The sequence below is a fragment of the Arthrobacter sp. C152 genome, assembly GCF_054890965.1.
Genome location: NZ_JBTZSU010000001.1, coordinates 307991 through 328035, shown reverse-complemented (window position 1 = coordinate 328035; position 20045 = coordinate 307991). Strand labels below are relative to the sequence as shown.

Below are 20045 nucleotides of genomic sequence, written 5' to 3'. Positions count from 1 at the left end.
CAACGTGACCATCACTCCGGCCACCGCAGCCTGACAAGCCCTACTTTCGTATTAGGATGGCAGGCATGCCTGAGCTTGCCGCCCATGTCCGCGACGTGCCCGTCAACCAGATCCGGGAGATCACGGAAGCCGCCTGGCGGACTCCGGACGCCCTGGTCCTGAGCATCGGCGAACCGGGCTTTCCCCTCCCCCGCCACGTCCTCGACGCCGGCATCGCCTGCCTGGACCGGGACGAGACCAATTACACCCCGAACGCGGGCGTCCCCGCGCTGCGCGAAGCCTTCGCCGCGAAGTTCCGGGCCCAGCAGGGCGTCGATGTGGGCGCGGACCGGGTCTACGTGGTGTCCGGCGCGCAGCAGGGGCTGCACTTCGCCATGAGCCTGCTGCTCTCCCCCGGTGACGGGATCCTGATCCCCAACCCCGGCTACCCCACCTTCGCCATGACAGCCAGGCTGCTCAACGCCGTACCCGTGGGGTACCCGCTGCACCCGGACCACGGTTTCCAGCCACGGGTCGCGGACGTGGCGGCACTCATCACGGACCGCACCCGGGTGCTGGTCCTGAACTCGCCGTCGAACCCCCTCGGCGCGGTGCTGGGCGAGGACGTCGTGCGGGAACTGATGGACCTGGCCCGGCGCCACGACCTGTGGGTGATCTCGGACGAGTGCTACGAGGCCTTCACCTACGACGTGCCCCACGTCAGCCCGGCAAGGTTCGACGGCGGCGCTGCCGGCGATGCGCGCGTCTTCACGTCCCTGACGCTGTCCAAGACGTACGGCCTGACCGGGCTGCGGATCGGTGCGCTGGTGTGCCCGCCTGGGCTGAAGCAGCAGATGGACAACGTCATGGAATCGATCGTCTCCTGCGTGGCGTCCGCGCCGCAGTATGCTGCGCTCGCAGCCCTCACCGGGCCGCAGGACTATGTCCGGCACGCGCACCGGCACTACAGGACGAACCGGGACGCCGCTTCCGCCGTGCTCGATGCCAAGGGCATCCCCTATCTGAGGGCCGACGGCGCTTTCTACCTCTGGGCCGACATGTCCCACGTCACCGGCGGCGATGTGCGGACCTGGGTACGCCGCTTCCTCGCTGATGCGGGGGTTGCGCTGGCACCGGGAACGGCGTTTGGGTCCATTGGCGAGGGGTGGGTCCGGATCGCCCTGTGCGGCCGGACGGAGGACCTGCTCGAGGGGGTCTCCCGGCTTCCCGCCAGGGAAAGCCGGCATGAAGGCTAGCTGCGGGCGCCGGCCACTGCATCATCCAGCCACGAGCGGAGCACGTTCGCCGGGGCGGCGCCTGCCTGGCGGGCAGCCACCTTCCCGTCCACGATCACCATCAGCGTCGGGATGGCCTGGACATCGAAACGCTGGGACAGCCGGGGCGAGGAGTCCACATCCACTTTCACCAGCTTGATCTTTCCGGGGCGTTCCCGGGCCAGCTTGTCCAGCACCGGGCTGACCATGCGGCAGGGCCCGCACCACGCCGCCCAGAAATCCACCAGCACGGGAACCGACGACTGCTCGGCGACCGAGGCGAAGTCGTCATCGCCCGCGGACACGATCCAGGGCAGGTCCGCCTTGCAGTTGCCGCAGCGAGGATGGCCCGCCGCGGAGGCGGGTACCCGGTTGGTCTTTCCACAGGCGGGGCAGGTGATGAGCGCCGGTTCCATGGCTAGTATTCCGTCCTGCCCTCAAAGGCGCGCCAGGTCTGGAAGGGGATGTCCGACGTCGGGATGTCATCCCGGGTGACCGGCATCAGGTCGGGCTTGCTGCCGCTGAAGTAGTCGTAGAAGAGGGCGTCGTCGAAGCCTGCCGCGGCTGCCCCGTGGCGGTCGGCGGCGAAGTACACGCGGCCGATCCTGGCCCACAGTGCGGACGCCAGGCACAGGGGGCACGGCTCGCAGCTGGCGTAGAGGACCGATCCGCCGAGGTCGAAGTTGGCCGTAGCAGCGGCCGCTGCCCGGATGGCGACCACCTCCGCGTGGGCGGTGGGGTCGTTGTCCCGCGTCACCCGGTTGACGCCCTCATGGACGGTCCCGTCCGGCGTGACCACCACCGCGCCGAACGGCCCGCCTCCCTGGCCGACGTTCCAGATGGCCAACTGCACGGCCTGTTCAAGGTAGTGGACGGGGCCCTTGCCCTGCTCTGCGGACGTCATAGCACGATCCTAGCCACAGCGCGGCGTTAGGGGACGAAAAGGGGGGAAATAGGGGGCAGGCGGGCGGTGTATACCCGCTGGTAGAGGCCTACTCTTACGCCGGGGGTTCCATATTTCGCCTCTGCGGAGGCTCCTTAACCGGACCAACAAGGGCTTCCAGCCCGGAGTACCCAATGAAGAAAAGACTCACCCTTTTGGCCTCCATGGCGGCCACTGCTGCGTTCATCGCCTCCGCGGGCCCTGCCGCCGCCGGCAACACAACCACGGACTATGACGTGCTGGCCGGTGGCTTGGTTTCGCCGCTGCATGTGAGCGCCGGAACCGGCAAATCGGTCCTCGTCTCACAGGACTTCGCCGGAAAACTCACCCGCATCAGCCGCGATGGCTCCACGGAGGACCTCTACAGCGCCAAGCCGGGATGGGAGGTGGCGGGCTCGGACACCCGCGGCAGCACCACCTACTTCCTGGAAAGCGTGGGGGCCGGGCAGGGAGACCCCGCCGCATTGCATGGCTACCTGAAGTCCATTGACGCCAAGGGTGATGTGGACACCATCGCCAACTTTGCCGACTACGAACGCCGCAAGAATCCCGACGGCTCCCAGCGCTATGGGTTCGGGCGCGACGTCAGCGACCAGTGCCTGGCTGGCTGGCCGGCCTTCCCGCCTACCAAGTACAAGGGCCTGGTGGACTCGCACCCGTACGCGCTGGCCGTCCGTGATGACACCGCCTATGTTGCCGATGCCGGCATGAACGCCGTCCTCAAGGTCAACCTGAGGGACGGCGACATCGATACCCTCGCGGTGCTGCCGCCACGTCCGGCCACCATCCCCAAGGGACTCACGGTTCCTACCGACATGCAGGGCGGCACCTTCACAGTGCCCGACTGCGTGGCAGGCCACAAGTACGCGTTTGAGCCCGTTCCCACGGATGTGGCGTTTGGCCCGGACGGCATGCTCTACGTGACGTCGCTGCCCGGTGGCCCCGAGGGCCCGGAACTCGGTGCCCGCGGCGCGATCTTCAGGATCAATCCGTCCGATGGCGATGTCGATGTGTGGGCCGACCACATCACCACGCCCACCGGGATTGCCGTCACCGATGACGGCGACATCTACGTTGCCTCACTGTTTGGCGGCGAAATCCTCAAGTTCACTTCCCCCGGCCACCGGTCGCAGTTCCTGAAAGTGAACCTTCCGGCGGACGTGGAAGTCCGGGGACACAACCTGTACGCCACCATCGACGCCTTGGGCGATCCGTCACAACCGCCGGCCGGAAAGGTCATCAAGGCCGACCTCCGGTAGGTACCCGGCCTTAACGCCCCAGGGGCCCGGGATCAGCTCCCGGGCCCCTGGTGTGCGTCGTTACTTGCCGCCGTCCTCATCGACGTCGTCGTCGGCGCTGAGGTCGAGGTCCTCCTCGTCGAAGTCGTCTTCGTCGATGTCGACGTCGGCGGATGCGTCCGACTTGTAGGGGTCGGCGTCACCGGCGTGCCGGGCGTTGGCCGCCAGCGCGGCAACCTCGGCGTCCCGCTTCCGGGCCTCCCGCAGCAGTTCCTCCAGGTTGGAGGCGTTCACGGGAATCTGGTCGGCGACAAACTCAAGGGTGGGGGTCAGCCGCGCGGTGATGTTGCGGCCAACCTCCTGCCGGAGCACACCCTTGGCCTTCTCCAGCCCCTTGGCGGCATCAGCCTGGACGGCCTGGTCACCGAAAACGGTGTAGTAGACAGTGGCGTGCTGCAGGTCATTGGTCACCCGGGCATCGGTAACAGTGATCCCCTCCAACCGGGGATCCTTAACCTTCCGGCCCAGGGCCTCAGCAACAACAACCTTAATCCGCTGCGCCAACTTGGCAGCACGTGCCGGATCAGCCATGAACAACTCCTATAAGAAGAAAAAATTAGGGACGTACGACGGCGGCAACAGGGGCTGCGATCGGACGTTTCAGTTATCTGCCACGCACCTGGGGCCGGGACGCCACGCACTATCGCGAGTGTAGGACGGACCTGCGTTGGGTTTTTCCGGCGGCCTGGGAGTGGCATCGGGCCTGTCGGAGCCGGACGGGTTGCGATCGAAGATCGAAAGCCGTCCGGCGAAGGGGCGGGGCCGCCGGAAAAATCCAACGGCCCCGCACCTGGCACTGCTGACAGCCCGAAGGCCGACCAGACTAGACGCGCGGCTTCTCGCGCATCTCGAAGGTCTCGATGATGTCACCTTCGACGATGTCGTTGTACGACCCAAGACCGATACCACACTCGAAGTCCGTGCGGACCTCGGTGGCGTCGTCCTTGAAGCGCTTGAGCGACTCGACGGTGAGGTTGTCACCGATGATCTTGCCGTCGCGGCTGACGCGTGCCTTGCTGTTGCGGCGGATGATGCCCGAGCGGACGATCGAGCCGGCGATGTTTCCGAACTTGGAGGAGCGGAAGACTTCGCGGACTTCGGCGGTACCGAGCTGGACCTCTTCGTATTCCGGCTTGAGCATGCCCTTGAGCGCCATCTCGATGTCGTCGATCGCAGCGTAGATGACGGAGTAGAAGCGCATGTCCACGCCTTCGCGGTCGGCCAGTTCGGCGACGCGCTCGGCCGGCTTGACGTTGAAGCCGATGATGACGGCGGAGTCGACCGTTGCCAGGTTGACGTCGTTCTGCGTGATGGCACCCACACCGCGGTGGATGACGCGCAGCTGCACGCCTTCGCCGACGTCGATCTTGAGCAGCGCGTCTTCGAGGGCTTCCACGGCACCGGACACGTCACCCTTGAGGATGAGGTTGAGGGTGTCGATCTTGCCTTCGGCGACGGCCTGGTCGAAGTCTTCGAGGCTGATGCGCTTGCGGCGCTTGGCCAGGGCGGCGTTGCGGTCGGCGGCTTCACGCTTCTCGGCGATCTGGCGGGCGGTGCGCTCGTCAGCGGTCACGAAGAACGTGTCACCTGCACGCGGGACGTTGGACAGGCCGAGCACCTGGACGGGGCGGGACGGGCCGGCCTCGGTCAGGGCGCTGCCGTCGTCGTCGAACATCGCACGGACGCGGCCGTGGGCCGTGCCTGCAACGATGGTGTCGCCGACGCGCAGCGTACCGGACTGCACCAGGACGGTGGCAACCGCACCGCGGCCCTTGTCCAGGTTCGCTTCGATGGCAATGCCGCGGGCGTCCTTGTTCGGGTTGGCGCGCATGTCCAGGGCAGCGTCCGCGGTGAGCAGGACGGCCTCGAGCAGCTCGTCGATGTGCAGGTTCTGGCGGGCAGAGACCTCCACGAACATGGTGTCGCCACCGTATTCCTCGGGAACCAGGCCGTACTCGGTCAGCTGGCCGCGGACCTTGTCCGGGTTGGCGCCTTCCTTGTCGATCTTGTTCACGGCCACGACGATCGGCACGTTGGCCGCCTGGGCGTGGTTAAGGGCTTCAACGGTCTGGGGCATGACGCCGTCGTCCGCTGCAACCACCAGGATGGCGATGTCGGTGACCTTCGCACCACGGGCACGCATGGCGGTGAACGCCTCGTGGCCCGGGGTGTCGATGAAGGTGATCTTGCGGTCTTCGCCTTCGTGGTTGTGCGTGACCTGGTAGGCACCGATGTGCTGCGTGATGCCGCCGTGCTCGCCCGCCATAACGTCGGACTTGCGGATGGCATCGAGCAGGCGGGTCTTACCGTGGTCGACGTGGCCCATGACGGTGACTACCGGAGGACGTGCCTCGAGTTCTTCGTCGCCTTCGGCTTCCAGTTCGGCGTCGAAGTCGATGTCGAAGCTGGAGAGCAGTTCGCGTTCTTCGTCTTCCGGGGACACGACCTGGAGCTTGTAGCCCAGTTCCTCGCCGAGCAGGGCGAAAGTGTCTTCGTCCAGCGACTGGGTGGCCGTTGCCATTTCACCGAGGTGGAACAGCACGGTGACCAGCGCGGCGGGGTTCGCCTCGATCTTGTCGGCGAAGTCCGTGATGGACGAGCCACGGCGGAGCCGGATGACGGTGTTTCCGTCGCCGCGGGGTACGCTCACGCCACCCAGCGACGGTGCGCTCATCTGCTCAAGTTCCTGGCGCTTGGCACGCTTGGACTTGCGCTGCTTGCCACGGCCTGCGCCGCCCTTGCCGAAAGCACCCTGGGTGCCGCCGCGGCCGCGGCCGCCCTTGCCGAAGCCACCGCCGGCCGGAGCACCGCCGCCGCCACCGGGACCACCGGTGCCGGGAGCGCCGCCCGGACGTCCGGGACCGCGGCCGCCGCCGGGACGGCCTGCACCGGCAGGTGCGGGACGCTCAGTGCGGTTGGGCATCATGCCCGGGGTGGGCCGGGGACCACCGGGGCGCGGTGCGCCCGGACGCGGTCCACCTGCACCGGCTGCGGGGCGGGGGCCGCCCGCGCCTGCTGCCGGACGCGGACCACCGGGACGGGGGCCACCCGCACCGGCTGCGGGACGCGGACCGCCGGGGCGGTCGCCGTCAGTGCGGCTGCCGCCGGGACGGGGCATTCCCTGGGACGTTGCGAACGGGTTGTTGCCCGGACGCGGGGCGCGGTCACCGTCTCCGCCGCGGCCGCGGGGCATGCCCTGCGAGGTGGCGAAGGGGTTGTTGCCCGGACGCGGGCCGCCGGGGCGGGGACCTGCGGAGGGCGTGGATCCACCCGGACGGGCGGACGGAGCCGGGGTTTCGGCCTTGGGGGCCGGGCGGGCACCGGGCTTGGCGGTTGAGGGAGCCGCGGGAGCGGCAGGCGCTGCGGCAGCGGAGGCTGCGGGAGCAGGAGCCTGTGCGGGGGCGGCGGGAGCAGCCGGGGCGGGCGCCTGTGCCTTGGGGGCCGGAGCCTTGGGCGCAGCGGGGCCGGGGGCCGGGGCTGAGGGACGTGATTCTGCCGCGGGTGCCGGAGCCTTGGGTGCGGCGGCGGGCGCTGCTGATTTTGCAGCGGCGTCGGGGAAGGCGTTACGGAGCTTCCGCACGACGGGGGCCTCAATGGTGGAAGAGGCGGAGCGAACGAATTCGCCCAGTTCCTGCAGTTTTGTCACTGCATCTTTGGAAGTTATACCGAGCTCTTTGGCGAGCTCATGTACGCGGACCTTGGCCACATTTCTCCTGTCTCGGTCCGCACCGAGCCAGGTACGAACCGTCTACTTCTTACTGCGGGCCCCGGCCGCGGTTGGTGCGGAAGGGCCCATTGCAGAGCGCAACAAAGTTGTCATCGTTACGCACTCATCGCTGGGAACTCATCGGGTTTCCATCAGATTTCTGACCCGCTTTCAGGTTGGACGGTTGGTGTTGTGGCGGCTTGCGCCTCCGCAACGAACGGACCTGACGTGATCCAGTGTTCGACGGCGGCTGTCCCGGTCGCGCCGTGGAGGGCACGTCCGAAGGCTCGCCGCTTGGTCGCCAGAGCCAGGCACGATTCGGTGGGGTGCAGCCAGGCACCCCGGCCAGCCATCCGGCGTCGTTCATCCACCAGGACAGCGGTTGACCCGCTGCCGGCGGCGACGAGCCGGAGCAACTGCGACCGCGGGCCTTTCTTGCGGCACCCGATGCAGGTACGTTCAGGCTGATTTCCGGTGGAAAGCATGTCTGCCACGGTCATCGTCCTGACGTTCACTCTGCTGGCCACGGGCGGCCCGGCTCCGCAATAGCGGAAACGAGCACTCCCAAGGCACACGGCTGCCGGCCGTTAGGCGCGGTCTTGTCTATTCTAGCCCCTCGGAGGCGTTCTGCCCCAACGGGCGGCTGCGGCGCGGGTGTCGCTGCGCCGCAGGCCCCTACTTGTCCCGGGCGCCCGCCGCGTCCGAGACGATGTCGATCCGCCAGCCGGTCAGCTTGGCCGCCAGGCGGGCGTTCTGGCCCTCCTTGCCGATGGCCAGGGACAGCTGGTAGTCCGGGACAACCACGCGGGCCGACCGGGTGGATTCATCGGTAATGGTGACCGAATTCACGCGCGACGGCGAGAGGGCGCTGGCGATGAAGGTCGCCGGGTCCTCGTTGAAGTCGACGATGTCGATCTTTTCGTCGTTGAGTTCGTTCATGACGGCGCGGACCCGCGAGCCCATCTCACCGATGCAGGCACCCTTGGCGTTGATGCCGGGCGCTTTGGCCTTGACTGCGATCTTGGTGCGGTGGCCGGCCTCGCGTGCCAGGGCCACGATCTCCACGGAGCGGTCGGCGATTTCGGGCACTTCGAGTTCGAAAAGCTTCCGTACCAGTCCGGGGTGCGACCGGGACAAGGTGACGGACGGGCCCTTCGTGCCGCGGTGGACATCGATCACCAGGGCGCGCAGCCGGTTTCCGTGGATGTACTTTTCGCCGGGGACCTGCTCGGGCGGCGGCAGCAGCGCTTCCACCGAACCGAGGTTGACCTGGACCATGTGCGGGTTGTTGCCCTGCTGGATGGTGCCGGACACCAGTTCGCCTTCGCGGCCCTTGAACTCTCCCAGGACGTTGTCGTCCTCGACGTCGCGCAGGCGCTGCAGGATGATCTGGCGGGCGGTGCTGGCGGCGATCCGGCCGAACCCTTCGGGGGTGTGTTCGAATTCGCCGATGGGGGCGCCGTCGTCGTCCATCTCCACTGCCCAGATGGTGACGTGGCCGCTCTTGCGGTCCAGCTCGGCGCGGGCCTTCTCGAAGGCGCCGGGCGACTTGTGGTAGGCCACCAGGAGCGCCTGCTCGATGGTGGGGATCAGGAGGTCCAGCGGGATTTCACGCTCACGCTCCAGAAGTCTTAGTGCGCTCATGTCAATATCCATCAGGCCTCCTCAGAAGGTCCATTGTGTTCAGGTTCCAGACCATCCTCCGCAAGGTGGCTGAATTCGATCTCGACTTTTCCGTTGCGGATCCTGTCGAAAGGAAGCTTTACGGGCTCGCCCTGGCGGGGCTTCATGCCCTTCTTGACGGCGATTTCCGGCACCAGGGTCACTCCGGCGTCGTCCACCGACTGGATGCGGCCGGTGACGTTCTCGCCCTGGACGACGTTGACCTTGACCATCCGGCCTTTGGCCCGGTGCCAGTGGCGGGGTTCGGTCAGCGGGCGGCCGACGCCGGGCGAGGACACCTCGAGGTCGTAGGGCCGGCTGTCGGTGCTGGGGTCGCCGTCCATGACGTCCGAGAGCACCTTGGAGATGTCGGCGATGACGTCCAGGCTGACGCCGCCGGTCTCTTCCTGCGGCAGGTCCACCACGACGTGGACCACACGGTGCGAGCCGGCAATGTTGATGGCAACATCTTCGAGGTACAGGCGGTTGGCCTGGACTGCTGGTTCCAGGAGGGCCCTGAGCCGGGCGGCTTCCGGGTTGTGGGCCGGGGCGGTTCCGCTTCCCGTTCCGGTGTGGTCTGGTGAAGCCGTGGCTTCTGCATTGCTCACGATGCCGGCCGCCTCCCTATAGATGATGTGGTGTTACTAGCGTAGCTATTTTACCGGTCCCGTGGTGCACCGGGCTCCCGCCGCCGTGGCACCATGGTCTGTTGTGAAACACGACAGCAGGGACAACAGCCGCCACCAGCGAAGGTTTCGCTACGCCGTCCTTTCGCTGGCTGCACTGGTGGTCCTGAGCCTCGGTTTCACGCTTGTTCCCGCGGAAAAGCCCGTCCCTTCGGAGCCGCCGTTCTCTGAACGTGCCCGGGCTGCCGCCCTGGAGGACGCCCTGGACCTGAGGGCCTCCGGGATGGAACTTGCGGCCGCCGATGCTGCCCACGCCGCCTCCGTGGACACTGTTGTGACCTTGCTGACCATCCAGGCCAGGGCCTTGCTTGCGCCCACTCCCGTACCCGGGCCGGCGGCCACGGAAGCCGCTCCCCCGGCCGCATCATCCGCCGCGTCGGCCCCGTCCGCATCGGATCCCGCCGCGGAACCCGGCCTCGCCGGCTTTGCCGCAGCACTCATGGCCAGCGGCACAGAGCGGGTCAAGGATGCGCAGGAGGCCGACGGCGGCATGGCAAGGCTCCTGGCCGGCACCGGCACCGCCCAACTCCTGGCAGCCGCACGGCTCGGCGCAACGGCAGGAGGACTTGCCGGCGCCGGACCGGCAGGCGGGATTCCAGCTCCTGAAGAGACGGGTCCTTCCTGTCCGGCCGTTCCGGCAGCGGAAGGGGCAGGGCCGGGCGCAGCATTGGCTGCGGCCGTGGCCGCGGAGCAGCAGGCGGTCTACGGCTACCAGGCGGCCCTCCCCCGCCTTGCCCCCACCGACGCGGGAACCGCCCTGGCCTACCTGGGGCAGCACAGCGACCTCGCTGACGCGGCGGGAGTGCGGCTGCGCCTGTCCTCCGCCACCGCGGCGCCGCAGCAGCCGGGTTACGTCCTGGACGCGCAGTTCCTGGCCGCCCCTGCAGCCGGGCTTGGCAGGCTTGAGGCGGCAACGCTGGCCGCCTATGGCGACCTGGTGGCACTCTCGCAGCAGGGCCCGGTGCGGGCCTGGGCGGTGGCAGCGCTGCAGTCAGCGGCCGGGCGCGCAGCCCACTGGGGTGCCGATCCGGGGCCGGTGCCCGGCCTGCCGCTCGAGGAAGACCAACTCCCCGGCCTTCCCACCGGACAAGTGGCCACTCCGTCCCCGGCGTTCTGACCAGCGGCAGCGCCGCTTTCCGGCCCGCTGCCCTCCGGAGTGGCGGCGCCCCTGCAGTGATGGTTTGCTGGAGGCATGGACGCACACGAACCGGCCGGGCCTGCCGATGCATCCGAGGCCGGCCCCGGCCTCGACCAGCACCTGGAAACCGAACCGCACGGGAACGACATTGCCCACCGGCTGAACTGGCTGCGCGCAGGGGTGCTGGGCGCCAATGACGGCATTGTCTCGGTCGCGGCGATCGTGGTGGGCGTTGCGGGCGCCACAGCCGATACCGGGCCCATCCTGGCAGCAGGGGCGGCCGGCCTGGTGGGTGGCGCGGTTTCCATGGCCCTCGGCGAATACGTTTCGGTCAGCAGCCAGAGCGACAGCCAGCGTGCACTGATCGACAAGGAGCGCCGGGAACTGGCGGAGGAACCGGAGGAGGAGCTCGCCGAACTCGCCGCGATCTACCAGGCGAAGGGCCTCACCCCGGAGACGGCAGCCCGGGTGGCTGAGGAACTGACGGCGCACGATGCACTGGCGGCACATCTGTCGGCGGAACTCAACATCGACGAAACCGACATCGTCAGCCCGTGGCACGCGGCGTTCGCCTCCGCCATCGCGTTCACCATCGGCGCGGTGCTGCCCATGCTGGCGATCCTTCTGCCCCCGCCGGAGGTCCGGGTTCCGCTGACGTTCGCCGCCGTCCTGGTGGCGCTGGCCCTGACGGGGGCCCTGGGCGCCTGGATCGGCGGCGGGTCCAAGACCCGGGCGGCAGTCAGGGTGGTGGTGGGTGGCGCGCTGGCGCTGGCAGCCACCTTCATCATCGGCAACCTGCTGGGCGCGTCGGGCGTGGTCTAGCCATGCCGTCCGTAGTTTTGACCGCGTGATCACCGTTCCCGCCCGCCTGGCGCAACGGTACTCCGGCAGCAGTGCCGGGCGTGCCTGGCTCGCGTCGCTTCCGGGCCTCATCCAGGACCTCCTGGTGCGATGGCGGCTGGAGCCGGACCTCCCGGTCGGCACCGAACCGTGGCACGGGCATGGCGGCATCGTGGCCGCGGTCCGGCGGCACGACGGGTCTGCCGCTGCCCTCAAGGTCGCCTTTCCCCACGATGAGGCAAAACTGGAGCGGCACGCCCTGGAACTGTGGCGCGGAGAGGGAGCCGTGTCCCTTCTGGCAGCGGAGCCAGAAGTGTGCGCCATGCTGCTGGAACGCCTGGACGCCGGACGGTCCGCGGCGGAGCTGCCCATGGACGAGGCTGCGCAGGTCTGGGGCGGGCTGGTCCGGCAGTTGGGTCTGGTGCCGGACGCGCGCCCCGAATGGCGGGAGTTCCGCCACATCGCCGCCCGTGCCGAGCAGTGGAGTGATGACTTCCCCGCGGATTGGGAACAGCTGGGCCGCCCCTTCCCGCGCTGGCTGCTGGAAGCGGCACTGGAAGTCTGCCAGACCCGCGGCGCCGTGGGACGGCGGTCCGGCCGCGATGTCCTGGTGCACACCGACCTGCATTTCCTGAACATCCTGGCGCGGCCCGCGCCGCTGGTTGGCGGCGCGGCGGCAGCCATGGAGGCCACCCCGGGCGCGTCCGGGTACGCCACCATCGACCCGCAGCCGATGATTGGCGAGCCGGAGTTCGCCGTCGCGCCGTTACTGTGGAACCGGCTTCGGGACTTGCCGGCGGACCGGCCCGGCCAGGGCCTGCTGGACCGCTGCCGGGACTTCAGCGCCACCGGCGGCCTCGACCCGGAGGTGTCGCGGCAGTGGGCCATCGCCAGGGAGGTGGACAACGCCCTCTGGTCCGCCGCGCATGGCCGCCCCGGGGATCTGGCCCGCTCGCTGTGGGTGGCCAGCACGCTGGCCGGGCACACGTTGCCCGAGCTGCCGCACCCATATGCGCTGCCGGAGCCCGGAGAGGATTAGCACGGCAGGATCGGGCACGGCAGGATCAGGCACGGCAGGACTGGGCGAAGGCGTGAAGCCTCAGGAACCCCGCACCGCGGCCAGGGCCGACCGGACGGCGCCCACGGCCGTTTCCACGTCCTCCTCCGCGGTGTGCCAGTTGCTGACCGATACCCGCAGGATGTCGCGGTCGTGCCAGCGGGAGCCCGACATCCAGACCCGCCCCTCCTCGATGATGCGGGCGGTGACGGCCCGGGTGGTGGCGTCATCCCCGAATGCCAGGCACACCTGGGTGTAGCCGACGTCGTTGAGTATCTCCACCCCGTCCAGCCCCGCCAGCCCTTCGGCGATCGCGGCTGCAGCGGCCGCGAGCCCCGACACCTGGGCCGCGACGCCGTCCCTTCCGAGGCTCTTGAGCGCCGCCCACACCGGCACGCCCCGCGCCCTGCGGGAAAGTTCCGGGACCTTCTCGAACGGATCTCCGGGGCCTTCGGCGTCATGCACCAGGTAGCTCGCATGCAGGCCCATCGCAGCCCGCAGTGCCGACGGGTCACGGACGATGGCGATGCCGCAGTCGTAGGGCACGTTCAGGGTCTTGTGGGCGTCCGTGCCCCACGAATCCGACTCTTCAAACCCCCGGGTGAGGTGCCGCAGTTCCGGCACGGCGGCGGCCCACAGGCCGAAGGCACCATCGACGTGGACCCACGCGCCATGTTTACGTGCGACGGCGATGGCCTCGGCAAAGGGGTCGAAGGCACCCGAGTGCACGTTGCCCGCCTGGAGGCATACCAGGGCCGGGCCCGGCCCGGCGGCGAGGGCGGCGTCCAGCGCGGCGGGAAGCAGGCGGCCCTGTGCGTCAGCGTCGACCTGGATTGGCTTTCCCAGGCCAAGGTAGCGGAGGCCGAGCTCGACAGTGTCGTGCCTTTCCCGCCCCACGAAGCAGCGGATCCGCGGTGCCCCGGACAGGCCGTCACGGTCCAGGTCCCAGCCTGCGTCCGCGAGTAAGCGCCAGCGCGCCGCGGCCATCCCGGTGAAGTTTGCCATGGTGGCGCCGGTGACGAAGCCGACGTCGGAACCCGCCGGCAGGCCCAGCAGTTCCAGTAGCCACTTTCCGGCGCTGTCCTCTATGGCGGCTGTGGCGGGGGTGGCGTAGCGCATGGCCGCGTTCTGGTCCCAGGCGCTCACCAGCCAGTCCGAGGCCAGGGCAGCGGGCAGGGTGCCGCCGATGACCCAGCCGAAAAACCTGCCGGAGGGCATGGCCATCAGTCCCGGTTCGGCTGCCTTGGCCAGGAAGTCGATGACGTCCGGAGCCGGCATCCCCGTCACGGGCAGCGGTCCACCGAACACGGCAGCAAGCTCTGACGCGTCATGGCGGGGTCCCACCGGACGGTCCGGAAGGCTCTGCAGCCAGGCCTCCGCATGGCGTGCCGCGGCCGCCATGGCCCGGGCGTACTCATCGTCCCCGTGTGACATACCTGCATGCTACGCCGGGGCGCTCCCGGCCACGAGGACGGGTTTGTCGGGACGCCGCTGCAGATCACGCGCGGGACCGGTCAGGCGAAGTTTTCCTGCCAGACGTCGTAGCCCAGTTTGACGATCAGGGCCGCCACGACGGCCAGGAAGACCACGCGGACAAACTTGCTGCCCTGTTTGACCGCCGTCCGCGCCCCCAGGTAGCCGCCGGCCATGTTGGCTGCGCCAAGCAGCAGGCCGATGCCCCACAGGATGGAGCCGTGCGGCAGGAAGAAGAGCAAGGCGCCGGCGTTGGTGGCCATGTTCACGATCTTGGCCTTGGCGCTGGCTTCCAGGAAGGCATAGCCCATGGCGGACACCAGGGCGATGACCAGGAAGGAGCCGGTGCCGGGACCGATCAGGCCGTCGTAGAAGCCGATCACGGCGCCGATGAGGCAGGCGACGACGTAGTGCTTGTGGCCGTCGTGCCGCAGAGCGGTCAGTTCACCTACGCTTGGCCTGAGCGCGGTGAAAAGCGCGACGGCGACCAGGGCCACCACGATGATGGGCTTGAACACCCCGGCGGGCAGGCTTGCCGCCAGGGTGGCCCCGCCGAAACTGCCTGCCAGTGCGATGACCGCCATGGGTAGGGCGGTGCGCAGGTCCGGCCCCACCCGCCGGTAGTAGGTTACGGCGCTGGTCGCGGTCCCGAAGATGGAACCCATCTTGTTGGTGGCCAGTGCCTGGACGGGGGCTATGCCCGGTACCAGCAGCAGGGCGGGCAGCTGGATCAGTCCGCCGCCGCCCACCACCGCATCAACCCAGCCTGCGGCGAATCCAGCCACCACGATCAGGATGATGGTGGTGAGCTGGATCGATTCGAAGCCGGAGATCACTGGTTGCGGACGGCGTTGACCACGTAGTCAACGGCCTTGTCCACCTCGATGTTCTCGGCTTCCCCGCTGCGGCGGTCCTTGATTTCCACGACGCCGTCCACCAGGCCGCGGCCGACGGCCAGGATGGTGGGAACGCCGACGAGTTCAGCGTCACCGAACTTGACGCCGGGCGAGACCTTGGGCCGGTCGTCGTAAATGACGGACAGGCCGGCCGCCTCGAGTTCGGCGGAAAGCTTTTCGGCAGCGTCGAAGATCTCTTCACCGCGCCCCACAGCCACGACATGCACGTCGGCGGGTGCCACGGCGCGCGGCCAGACCAGTCCCCGGTCGTCGTGGTTGGCTTCGGCAAGTGCGGCAACAGCCCTGGTGACGCCGACGCCGTAGGAGCCCATGGTGACCACGACCTGCTTGCCGTTCTGGTCCAGGACCTTCAGGTCCAGTGCCTCTGCGTACTTGCGGCCGAGCTGGAAGATGTGGCCCATCTCGATGCCGCGCGCCGTTTCCAGGGGGCCGGAGCCGTCGGGAGAGGGGTCGCCCGCACGGACGTCGGTGCACTCGATCACGCCGTCCCAGCCGAAGTCGCGGCCGGCCACGAGGCCGAACACGTGCTTGCCGGCCTCGTTGGCGCCGGTGATCCACGCGGTGCCGCGGACCACGCGGGGGTCCACGAGGTACAGCAGGTTGGTGGCGCTTTCGGCGCCCAGGAGCGGCTCATCGAGGGACAGGCCCGGGCCGAGGTAGCCCTTGACGATCAGCGGCTGCTTCTTGAGGTCTTCCTCGCCCGCCTGCTCCAGGCCGATTTCGCCGGCGACCGGAAGGAAGGCTCCGATGTTCGCCTCAACGCGCTTCAGGTCCACGCCGCGGTCACCCGGCACGCCGAGGACCACCAACTGGCGCTCACCGGTGGGCAGCGTGACGGCGAGGACCACGTTCTTGAGCGTGTCCGCGGCAGTCCACGCCCCGCCGTCGGACTCGGCCCGCGGGGCAATCTGGTTGGCGGCGGTGACGAGTGTTTCGATGGTGGGCGTGTCAGGGGTGTCCAGCACCTCGGCGGCCGGGGCACCGGTGAAGTCGATATCCGCGGGGACCACCGTGGTGACCGCTTCGACGTTGGCTGCGTAGCCGCCCGCCGAGCGCACGAACGTGTCCTCCCCGATCTCGGTGGGGAAGAGGAACTCTTCGCTCCTGGAACCGCCCATGGCGCCGGCGGTGGCCGCGACGGGGATCACCTCGAGTCCCAGCCGCTCGAAGATTTTCAGGTAGGCGGCGCGGTGGGCGGCGTAGCTGGCATCCAGGCCGGCGTCGTCGACGTCGAAGGAGTAGGAGTCCTTCATGATGAACTCGCGGCCGCGCAGGAGCCCGGCCCGGGGACGGGCCTCGTCGCGGTACTTGTTCTGGATCTGGTAGAGGCTCAGCGGGAGGTCCTTGTACGAGGAGTACAGGTCCTTGACCAGGAGGGTGAACATTTCCTCATGCGTGGGGGCCAGCAGGTAATCGGCGCCCTTGCGGTCCTGGAGGCGGAACAGGCCTTCCCCGTACTCCGTCCAGCGGTTGGTGGCCTCGTAGGGCTCGCGGGGAAGCAGCGCCGGGAAGTGCACTTCCTGGGCACCGATGGCCGCCATCTCCTCACGGATCACCTGCTCCACCTTGCGCAGGACGCTCAGTCCCAGCGGGAGCCAGGTGTAAATGCCGGGGGCCGCGCGGCGGATGTAGCCGGCGCGGACGAGGAGCTTGTGGCTGGCGACCTCGGCGTCGACGGGATCTTCGCGCAGGGTGCGCAGGAAAAGCTGGGACAGGCGTAGGACCACGGGTGGTATCCGTTTCTGGGGAAGTGCTGGGTCAGCAGGGCCGGACAAATTCGTCTGGGTACTAATCTACCGGCACCGGGACTCCGGCACAGACTGCGCCGGATGCCCCGCACGGGACGAAGCCCCGGACACAGTAGGGCCACGCCCGGAATAACAAAGCCCCTGGCCCCCCAATGAGGCTGGTCATCGCATCCGGGCGTGGCCCAACGCCGTTATCGCCTGAGTACTGGTGAGGACTGGTGAGACCGCCCACCCCACTTCCAGCGCAGCTAGATCGAACCTATGTGATCGCGCACACGTTTGACAAGTAGTTTTCCGGATGCGTTTGCCTGTTGACCGGCTCCCGCCGCAGGCCTAGCTTTAATTCATCAGGCGATGAATTCTGCGGTTACCAGGCGGACCAGCCTGGTTCCAGGGCGGAGGCGGTCATGTCCCATTCGGCGGCGATACCACTGGCGGACGTCCAGCAACAGGAGTCCGGAGCGGTCACCGCCGCCGGCCTGCGCGTCAAACTCGGCAGGCTCCCCGTCCTTCACGGTCTGGACTTCGACATTCCCGCCGGGCGGATCACCGGCCTTCTCGGGCCTTCCGGCAGCGGCAAGACCACCCTCATGCGGACCATCGTGGGGGCACAGCGCATCGCCTCGGGCTCGCTCCGGGTCCTGGGCCTGCCGGCGGGCAGCAGGGCGCTGCGGCAGCAGGTGGGCTATGTGGCCCAGTCCCCCAGCGTCTACCCCGACCTCACCGTCGAAGCGAACGTCCGCTACTTCGCGGCCATGCACCGCAAGGGGCGCGCCGACGTCGCGGAGGCGATTGCCGCCGTCGGGCTTGTTCCGGAAACGCGCCGGAAGACAGCCAACCTCTCCGGCGGCCAGGTCAACCGCGTATCGCTCGCCTGCGCCTTGGTGGCGCACCCCCGGCTCCTGGTGCTGGATGAGCCCACCGTTGGCCTGGACCCCGTGCTGCGGGCGGACCTCTGGGACCGGTTCCGGGCCATGGCGGAGGCCGGAACCACCCTCCTGGTTTCCAGCCACGTCATGGAGGAGGCAAGCCGTTGCGAAACGCTGCTCCTGCTCCGCGACGGCAGGCTGCTGGCCCAGCTGACGCCGGGCGACCTGAGCCGGCGGGGCCACAGCAGCAACCTCGAACAGGCCTTCCTGTCCATCATCCGCGAGTCCGGAACCGCGCATGAAACAGATGCCGGCTCTGACCCAGGACCGGCGGCGGTCCACCAGGACCGGAGCGTGCTGTGATGGATATCAGGATGCTGCTCGCCACCGCGCGGAGGGTCCTCAGCCAGCTGCGCCACGACCACCGCAGTATTGCCATGATCCTGGTGGTCCCCGCGCTGCTGCTCACGGCGGTGTATTTCCTCTACGAGAATGAAACGCTGCCGCCGGGAGTACCCCGCACGTTCGACCGGGTGGGCCTGATGATGCTTGCCATCTTCCCGTTCGTGGTGATGTTCCTGGTCACCTCGATCACCATGCTGCGGGAACGGACCTCCGGAACCCTGGAACGGCTGCTGACCACACCGGTCAACAAGGCCGACCTGCTCTTTGGCTACGGCGTTGCTTTTTCCCTGATGGCCGCCCTGCAGTCACTGGTAGCAACGGCCGTGGCGTACTGGATCTTTGGGCTCGACATCAAGGGTGCACCGGGGTACGTGGTGCTGATCGCGGTGGCCAATGCCGTCCTGGGCGTGGCGCTCGGCCTGTTCTGTTCAGCCTTCGCGCGGACCGAATTCCAGGCAGTCCAGTTCATGCCGGTGGTGGTGGTGCCGCAGATCCTGCTCTGCGGCCTGTTCGTGGCGCGGGACCGGATGAACGATCTCCTGGAAGCGATCTCCAACGTCCTGCCCCTGACGTACTCCGTGGACGCGCTCCAGGAAATCGCGGCCCACTCCGAGGCCACCGACCGGCTCTGGCAGGATGCAGGCACCATCGCGGCCATCGCCCTGGGCGTCCTGGTACTCGCCGCCCTCACGCTCCGGCGGCGGACCGCGTGAGCCTGCCCGCGCCCGGCAGGTCCCCCCGGGGACGGCGCGGCGGGGCCACCGAGTCACGGGACCATATCCTCGACGCCGCGCGGCGGCTCTTCGCGGAGCACGGCTTCGAAGGGACGAGCCTTCGGCAGGTGGCGCGTGCGGCCGGAGTGGACCCGGCCATGATCCACCACTTCTTCCGCGGGAAGGACGAGCTCTTCGCCCTCAGCGTTGAACTGCCCGCCGACCCGGAGCAGGTGCTGGCCGGCGTGGCCGGGTCCGACCCCGGCGAACGTGCCGAGCTGATCGTCAGGACCGTCCTGCGGATGTGGGAAAGTCCCGCCCAGCCCGGGCTGCTCGCCTTCCTCCGGGGGACCATCGGTTCGAAGGCCAAGACTGCGCTCCTGCGGGACATGGTGGCCCGCAGGATCATCAGCAGGATCATGGCCGGCGTACCGGGGACCCCCGAGGAGGTGGCGCTGCGCGGCAGCCTGGTGGCGACCCAGATGGTGGGATTGATGATGGTCCGCTACGTGGTGCGGCTGGAACCCCTCGCGTCCGTATCCGCGGAGGAGTTAGTACGGCTCACGGCCCCCAATGTGCAGCGGTACCTGACCGGCCCTATTTGAGGAGGGCGGCAGCGGAGTCCATGAGCGCACCCGCGCGCTGGACGGCGTCGGCCTCGCTCGCGCCGCCGGAGGCCACGGAGGTCAGGACCACGCCCTGCTGGACCGCCTGGGCCGTCACGGTGGACTGCGTGCGGCCATCCGGCAAGGTGGCATCCGTGCGGTACGCGAAGACGCCGGGAACCGAGCCCACTCCCTGCAGGGCCTTCACGGTGACCGAGGCCTCCATGCCGGAGGCCGTCATGGTCATGGACGAGCACTTCGCCAGCTGGTCCGCGGAGCCCTTCACCTTGCCCAGCAGGCTCTGGTCCAGGCCGGCGATCAGCGACAACGCGCTTGAGGCGCCGGTGCCGGCATCGGTGCTCATGCCGATGGCCATGGTGGCGCCGTCGACGTTGGGCACGGCGCTGGCAGCTGCGAGCTCCTTGCATTCCGCGGGCTTGACGTCGATCGACGCGAGCATGGTCTTGGTTTGCTCCAGCGTCTTGTTGATGTCGACGGCGGGCAGGACGGTCAGCCTGCGGTCCGCCGAGTCCCTGATCTGGCCCACGATGGCCGCCAGCTGGTCGGCCGTGTAGGACTTCGGCGTGGGGGTGGGGGTGGGAGTGGGCGACGCGGTGGTCTGCGACGGCGCGGGGGTTGAGGAATCTGCGGCCTGCGGCGCTCCGGATCCGCCGCAGCCGGAGAGGGCGAGGGCCAGGAGGGCGGAAGCCCCGGTTGCAGCCAGCACGGACT

General features: G+C 68.7%; 19 protein-coding genes. 8 read left to right on the top strand and 11 right to left on the bottom strand.

Going from position 1 to position 20045, the window contains the following annotated elements; translation table 11 throughout:
- The first annotated feature begins 65 nt into the window (after positions 1-65).
- Entirely contained in the window at positions 66-1235 is a 1170-nt protein-coding gene (locus tag ACYSM9_RS01405) for a pyridoxal phosphate-dependent aminotransferase (protein ID WP_461855191.1), read from the top strand.
- Here ACYSM9_RS01405 and trxA read toward each other — a convergent pair.
- Complete coding sequence (gene trxA, locus ACYSM9_RS01400; protein WP_461855190.1) at positions 1232-1669, bottom strand: thioredoxin; 438 nt, start codon at positions 1667-1669, stop codon at positions 1232-1234. The two genes, ACYSM9_RS01405 and trxA, sit on opposite strands and share 4 nt — an antisense overlap.
- Before the next feature lie 2 nt (positions 1670-1671).
- Positions 1672-2157: a nucleoside deaminase gene (locus tag ACYSM9_RS01395; protein WP_461855189.1), complete on the bottom strand. Its 486-nt coding sequence runs from the start codon at positions 2155-2157 to the stop codon at positions 1672-1674.
- A 173-nt stretch (positions 2158-2330) separates the two neighbouring features.
- On the opposite strand from ACYSM9_RS01395, the gene ACYSM9_RS01390 reads away from it, so the two are divergent.
- Complete coding sequence (locus tag ACYSM9_RS01390) at positions 2331-3455, top strand: ScyD/ScyE family protein (RefSeq protein WP_461855188.1); 1125 nt, start codon at positions 2331-2333, stop codon at positions 3453-3455.
- A 60-nt stretch (positions 3456-3515) separates the two neighbouring features.
- On the opposite strand, the gene rbfA is transcribed toward ACYSM9_RS01390, so the two are convergent.
- The 5 genes from rbfA to ACYSM9_RS01365 all read right to left on the bottom strand — a co-directional run bounded on the left by rbfA (position 3516) and on the right by ACYSM9_RS01365 (position 9470).
- Positions 3516-4025 carry a 30S ribosome-binding factor RbfA gene (gene rbfA / locus ACYSM9_RS01385; protein WP_461855187.1) on the bottom strand — a complete coding sequence of 170 codons (510 nt, stop codon included), beginning with the start codon at positions 4023-4025 and terminating at the stop codon, positions 3516-3518.
- Between the two features lie 292 nt (positions 4026-4317).
- Entirely contained in the window at positions 4318-7200 is a 2883-nt protein-coding gene (infB, locus tag ACYSM9_RS01380) for a translation initiation factor IF-2 (protein ID WP_461855184.1), read from the bottom strand.
- A 152-nt stretch (positions 7201-7352) separates the two neighbouring features.
- A complete protein-coding gene (locus ACYSM9_RS01375) occupies positions 7353-7700 on the bottom strand; it encodes a YlxR family protein (RefSeq protein ID WP_461855183.1) in 348 nt (115 codons plus the stop codon).
- A gap of 175 nt (positions 7701-7875) precedes the next feature.
- A complete protein-coding gene (gene nusA, locus ACYSM9_RS01370) occupies positions 7876-8856 on the bottom strand; it encodes a transcription termination factor NusA (RefSeq protein WP_461855182.1) in 981 nt (326 codons plus the stop codon).
- On the bottom strand, positions 8856-9470 hold the full coding sequence (locus ACYSM9_RS01365) for a ribosome maturation factor RimP (protein ID WP_461855181.1): 615 nt from the start codon (positions 9468-9470) through the stop codon (positions 8856-8858). Before ACYSM9_RS01365 ends, nusA begins: the two co-directional genes overlap by 1 nt.
- A gap of 103 nt (positions 9471-9573) precedes the next feature.
- Between ACYSM9_RS01365 and ACYSM9_RS01360 the strand changes: the two genes are divergently transcribed.
- The 3 genes from ACYSM9_RS01360 (at position 9574) to ACYSM9_RS01350 (ending at position 12565) form a co-directional block, all read left to right on the top strand.
- Positions 9574-10665, top strand: a complete 1092-nt coding sequence (locus ACYSM9_RS01360) for a DUF4439 domain-containing protein (RefSeq protein WP_461855180.1) — start codon at positions 9574-9576, stop codon at positions 10663-10665.
- A 75-nt stretch (positions 10666-10740) separates the two neighbouring features.
- A complete protein-coding gene (locus ACYSM9_RS01355; protein ID WP_461855179.1) occupies positions 10741-11508 on the top strand; it encodes a VIT1/CCC1 transporter family protein in 768 nt (255 codons plus the stop codon).
- Between the two features lie 25 nt (positions 11509-11533).
- A complete protein-coding gene (locus ACYSM9_RS01350; protein ID WP_461855178.1) occupies positions 11534-12565 on the top strand; it encodes an aminoglycoside phosphotransferase family protein in 1032 nt (343 codons plus the stop codon).
- A gap of 60 nt (positions 12566-12625) precedes the next feature.
- On the opposite strand, the gene ACYSM9_RS01345 is transcribed toward ACYSM9_RS01350, so the two are convergent.
- The 3 genes from ACYSM9_RS01345 to ACYSM9_RS01335 all read right to left on the bottom strand — a co-directional run bounded on the left by ACYSM9_RS01345 (position 12626) and on the right by ACYSM9_RS01335 (position 16700).
- A complete protein-coding gene (locus ACYSM9_RS01345; RefSeq protein WP_461855177.1) occupies positions 12626-14017 on the bottom strand; it encodes a pyridoxal phosphate-dependent decarboxylase family protein in 1392 nt (463 codons plus the stop codon).
- An 80-nt stretch (positions 14018-14097) separates the two neighbouring features.
- Positions 14098-14892, bottom strand: a complete 795-nt coding sequence (locus ACYSM9_RS01340; protein ID WP_461855176.1) for a sulfite exporter TauE/SafE family protein — start codon at positions 14890-14892, stop codon at positions 14098-14100.
- Entirely contained in the window at positions 14889-16700 is a 1812-nt protein-coding gene (locus tag ACYSM9_RS01335) for a proline--tRNA ligase (RefSeq protein ID WP_461855175.1), read from the bottom strand. Before ACYSM9_RS01335 ends, ACYSM9_RS01340 begins: the two co-directional genes overlap by 4 nt.
- Before the next feature lie 428 nt (positions 16701-17128).
- Here ACYSM9_RS01335 and ACYSM9_RS01330 point away from each other — a divergent pair, with 428 nt between their 5' ends.
- From ACYSM9_RS01330 to ACYSM9_RS01320, 3 genes are read left to right on the top strand one after another with little or no spacing between them, the layout of a single operon-like run.
- Positions 17129-17953 (top strand): ABC transporter ATP-binding protein, encoded by an 825-nt coding sequence (locus ACYSM9_RS01330; protein ID WP_461855174.1) that lies wholly within the window; start codon positions 17129-17131, stop codon positions 17951-17953.
- Positions 17954-17964: 11 nt separating this feature from the next.
- Complete coding sequence (locus ACYSM9_RS01325) at positions 17965-18708, top strand: ABC transporter permease (protein ID WP_461855173.1); 744 nt, start codon at positions 17965-17967, stop codon at positions 18706-18708.
- Positions 18705-19313: a TetR/AcrR family transcriptional regulator gene (locus ACYSM9_RS01320; protein ID WP_461855172.1), complete on the top strand. Its 609-nt coding sequence runs from the start codon at positions 18705-18707 to the stop codon at positions 19311-19313. The genes ACYSM9_RS01325 and ACYSM9_RS01320 overlap by 4 nt, the downstream gene beginning before the upstream one ends.
- Here ACYSM9_RS01320 and ACYSM9_RS01315 read toward each other — a convergent pair.
- Complete coding sequence (locus ACYSM9_RS01315) at positions 19306-20040, bottom strand: hypothetical protein (RefSeq protein ID WP_461855171.1); 735 nt, start codon at positions 20038-20040, stop codon at positions 19306-19308. The two genes, ACYSM9_RS01320 and ACYSM9_RS01315, sit on opposite strands and share 8 nt — an antisense overlap.
- Positions 20041-20045 lie beyond the last annotated feature (5 nt).

Excerpts from the sequence above, each read along its gene's own strand:
- ACYSM9_RS01330 (WP_461855174.1), top strand. The coding sequence starts at position 17,129 with ATGTCCCATTCGGCGGCGATACCACTGGCGGACGTCCAGCAACAGGAG.
- trxA (WP_461855190.1), bottom strand. The coding sequence starts at position 1,669 with ATGGAACCGGCGCTCATCACCTGCCCCGCCTGTGGAAAGACCAACCGG.
- ACYSM9_RS01405 (WP_461855191.1), top strand. The coding sequence starts at position 66 with ATGCCTGAGCTTGCCGCCCATGTCCGCGACGTGCCCGTCAACCAGATC.
- ACYSM9_RS01390 (WP_461855188.1), top strand. The coding sequence starts at position 2,331 with ATGAAGAAAAGACTCACCCTTTTGGCCTCCATGGCGGCCACTGCTGCG.
- ACYSM9_RS01345 (WP_461855177.1), bottom strand. The coding sequence starts at position 14,017 with ATGTCACACGGGGACGATGAGTACGCCCGGGCCATGGCGGCCGCGGCA.
- nusA (WP_461855182.1), bottom strand. The coding sequence starts at position 8,856 with ATGGATATTGACATGAGCGCACTAAGACTTCTGGAGCGTGAGCGTGAA.
- ACYSM9_RS01375 (WP_461855183.1), bottom strand. The coding sequence starts at position 7,700 with ATGACCGTGGCAGACATGCTTTCCACCGGAAATCAGCCTGAACGTACC.
- ACYSM9_RS01325 (WP_461855173.1), top strand. The coding sequence starts at position 17,965 with ATGCTGCTCGCCACCGCGCGGAGGGTCCTCAGCCAGCTGCGCCACGAC.
- ACYSM9_RS01395 (WP_461855189.1), bottom strand. The coding sequence starts at position 2,157 with ATGACGTCCGCAGAGCAGGGCAAGGGCCCCGTCCACTACCTTGAACAG.
- ACYSM9_RS01355 (WP_461855179.1), top strand. The coding sequence starts at position 10,741 with ATGGACGCACACGAACCGGCCGGGCCTGCCGATGCATCCGAGGCCGGC.
- rbfA (WP_461855187.1), bottom strand. The coding sequence starts at position 4,025 with ATGGCTGATCCGGCACGTGCTGCCAAGTTGGCGCAGCGGATTAAGGTT.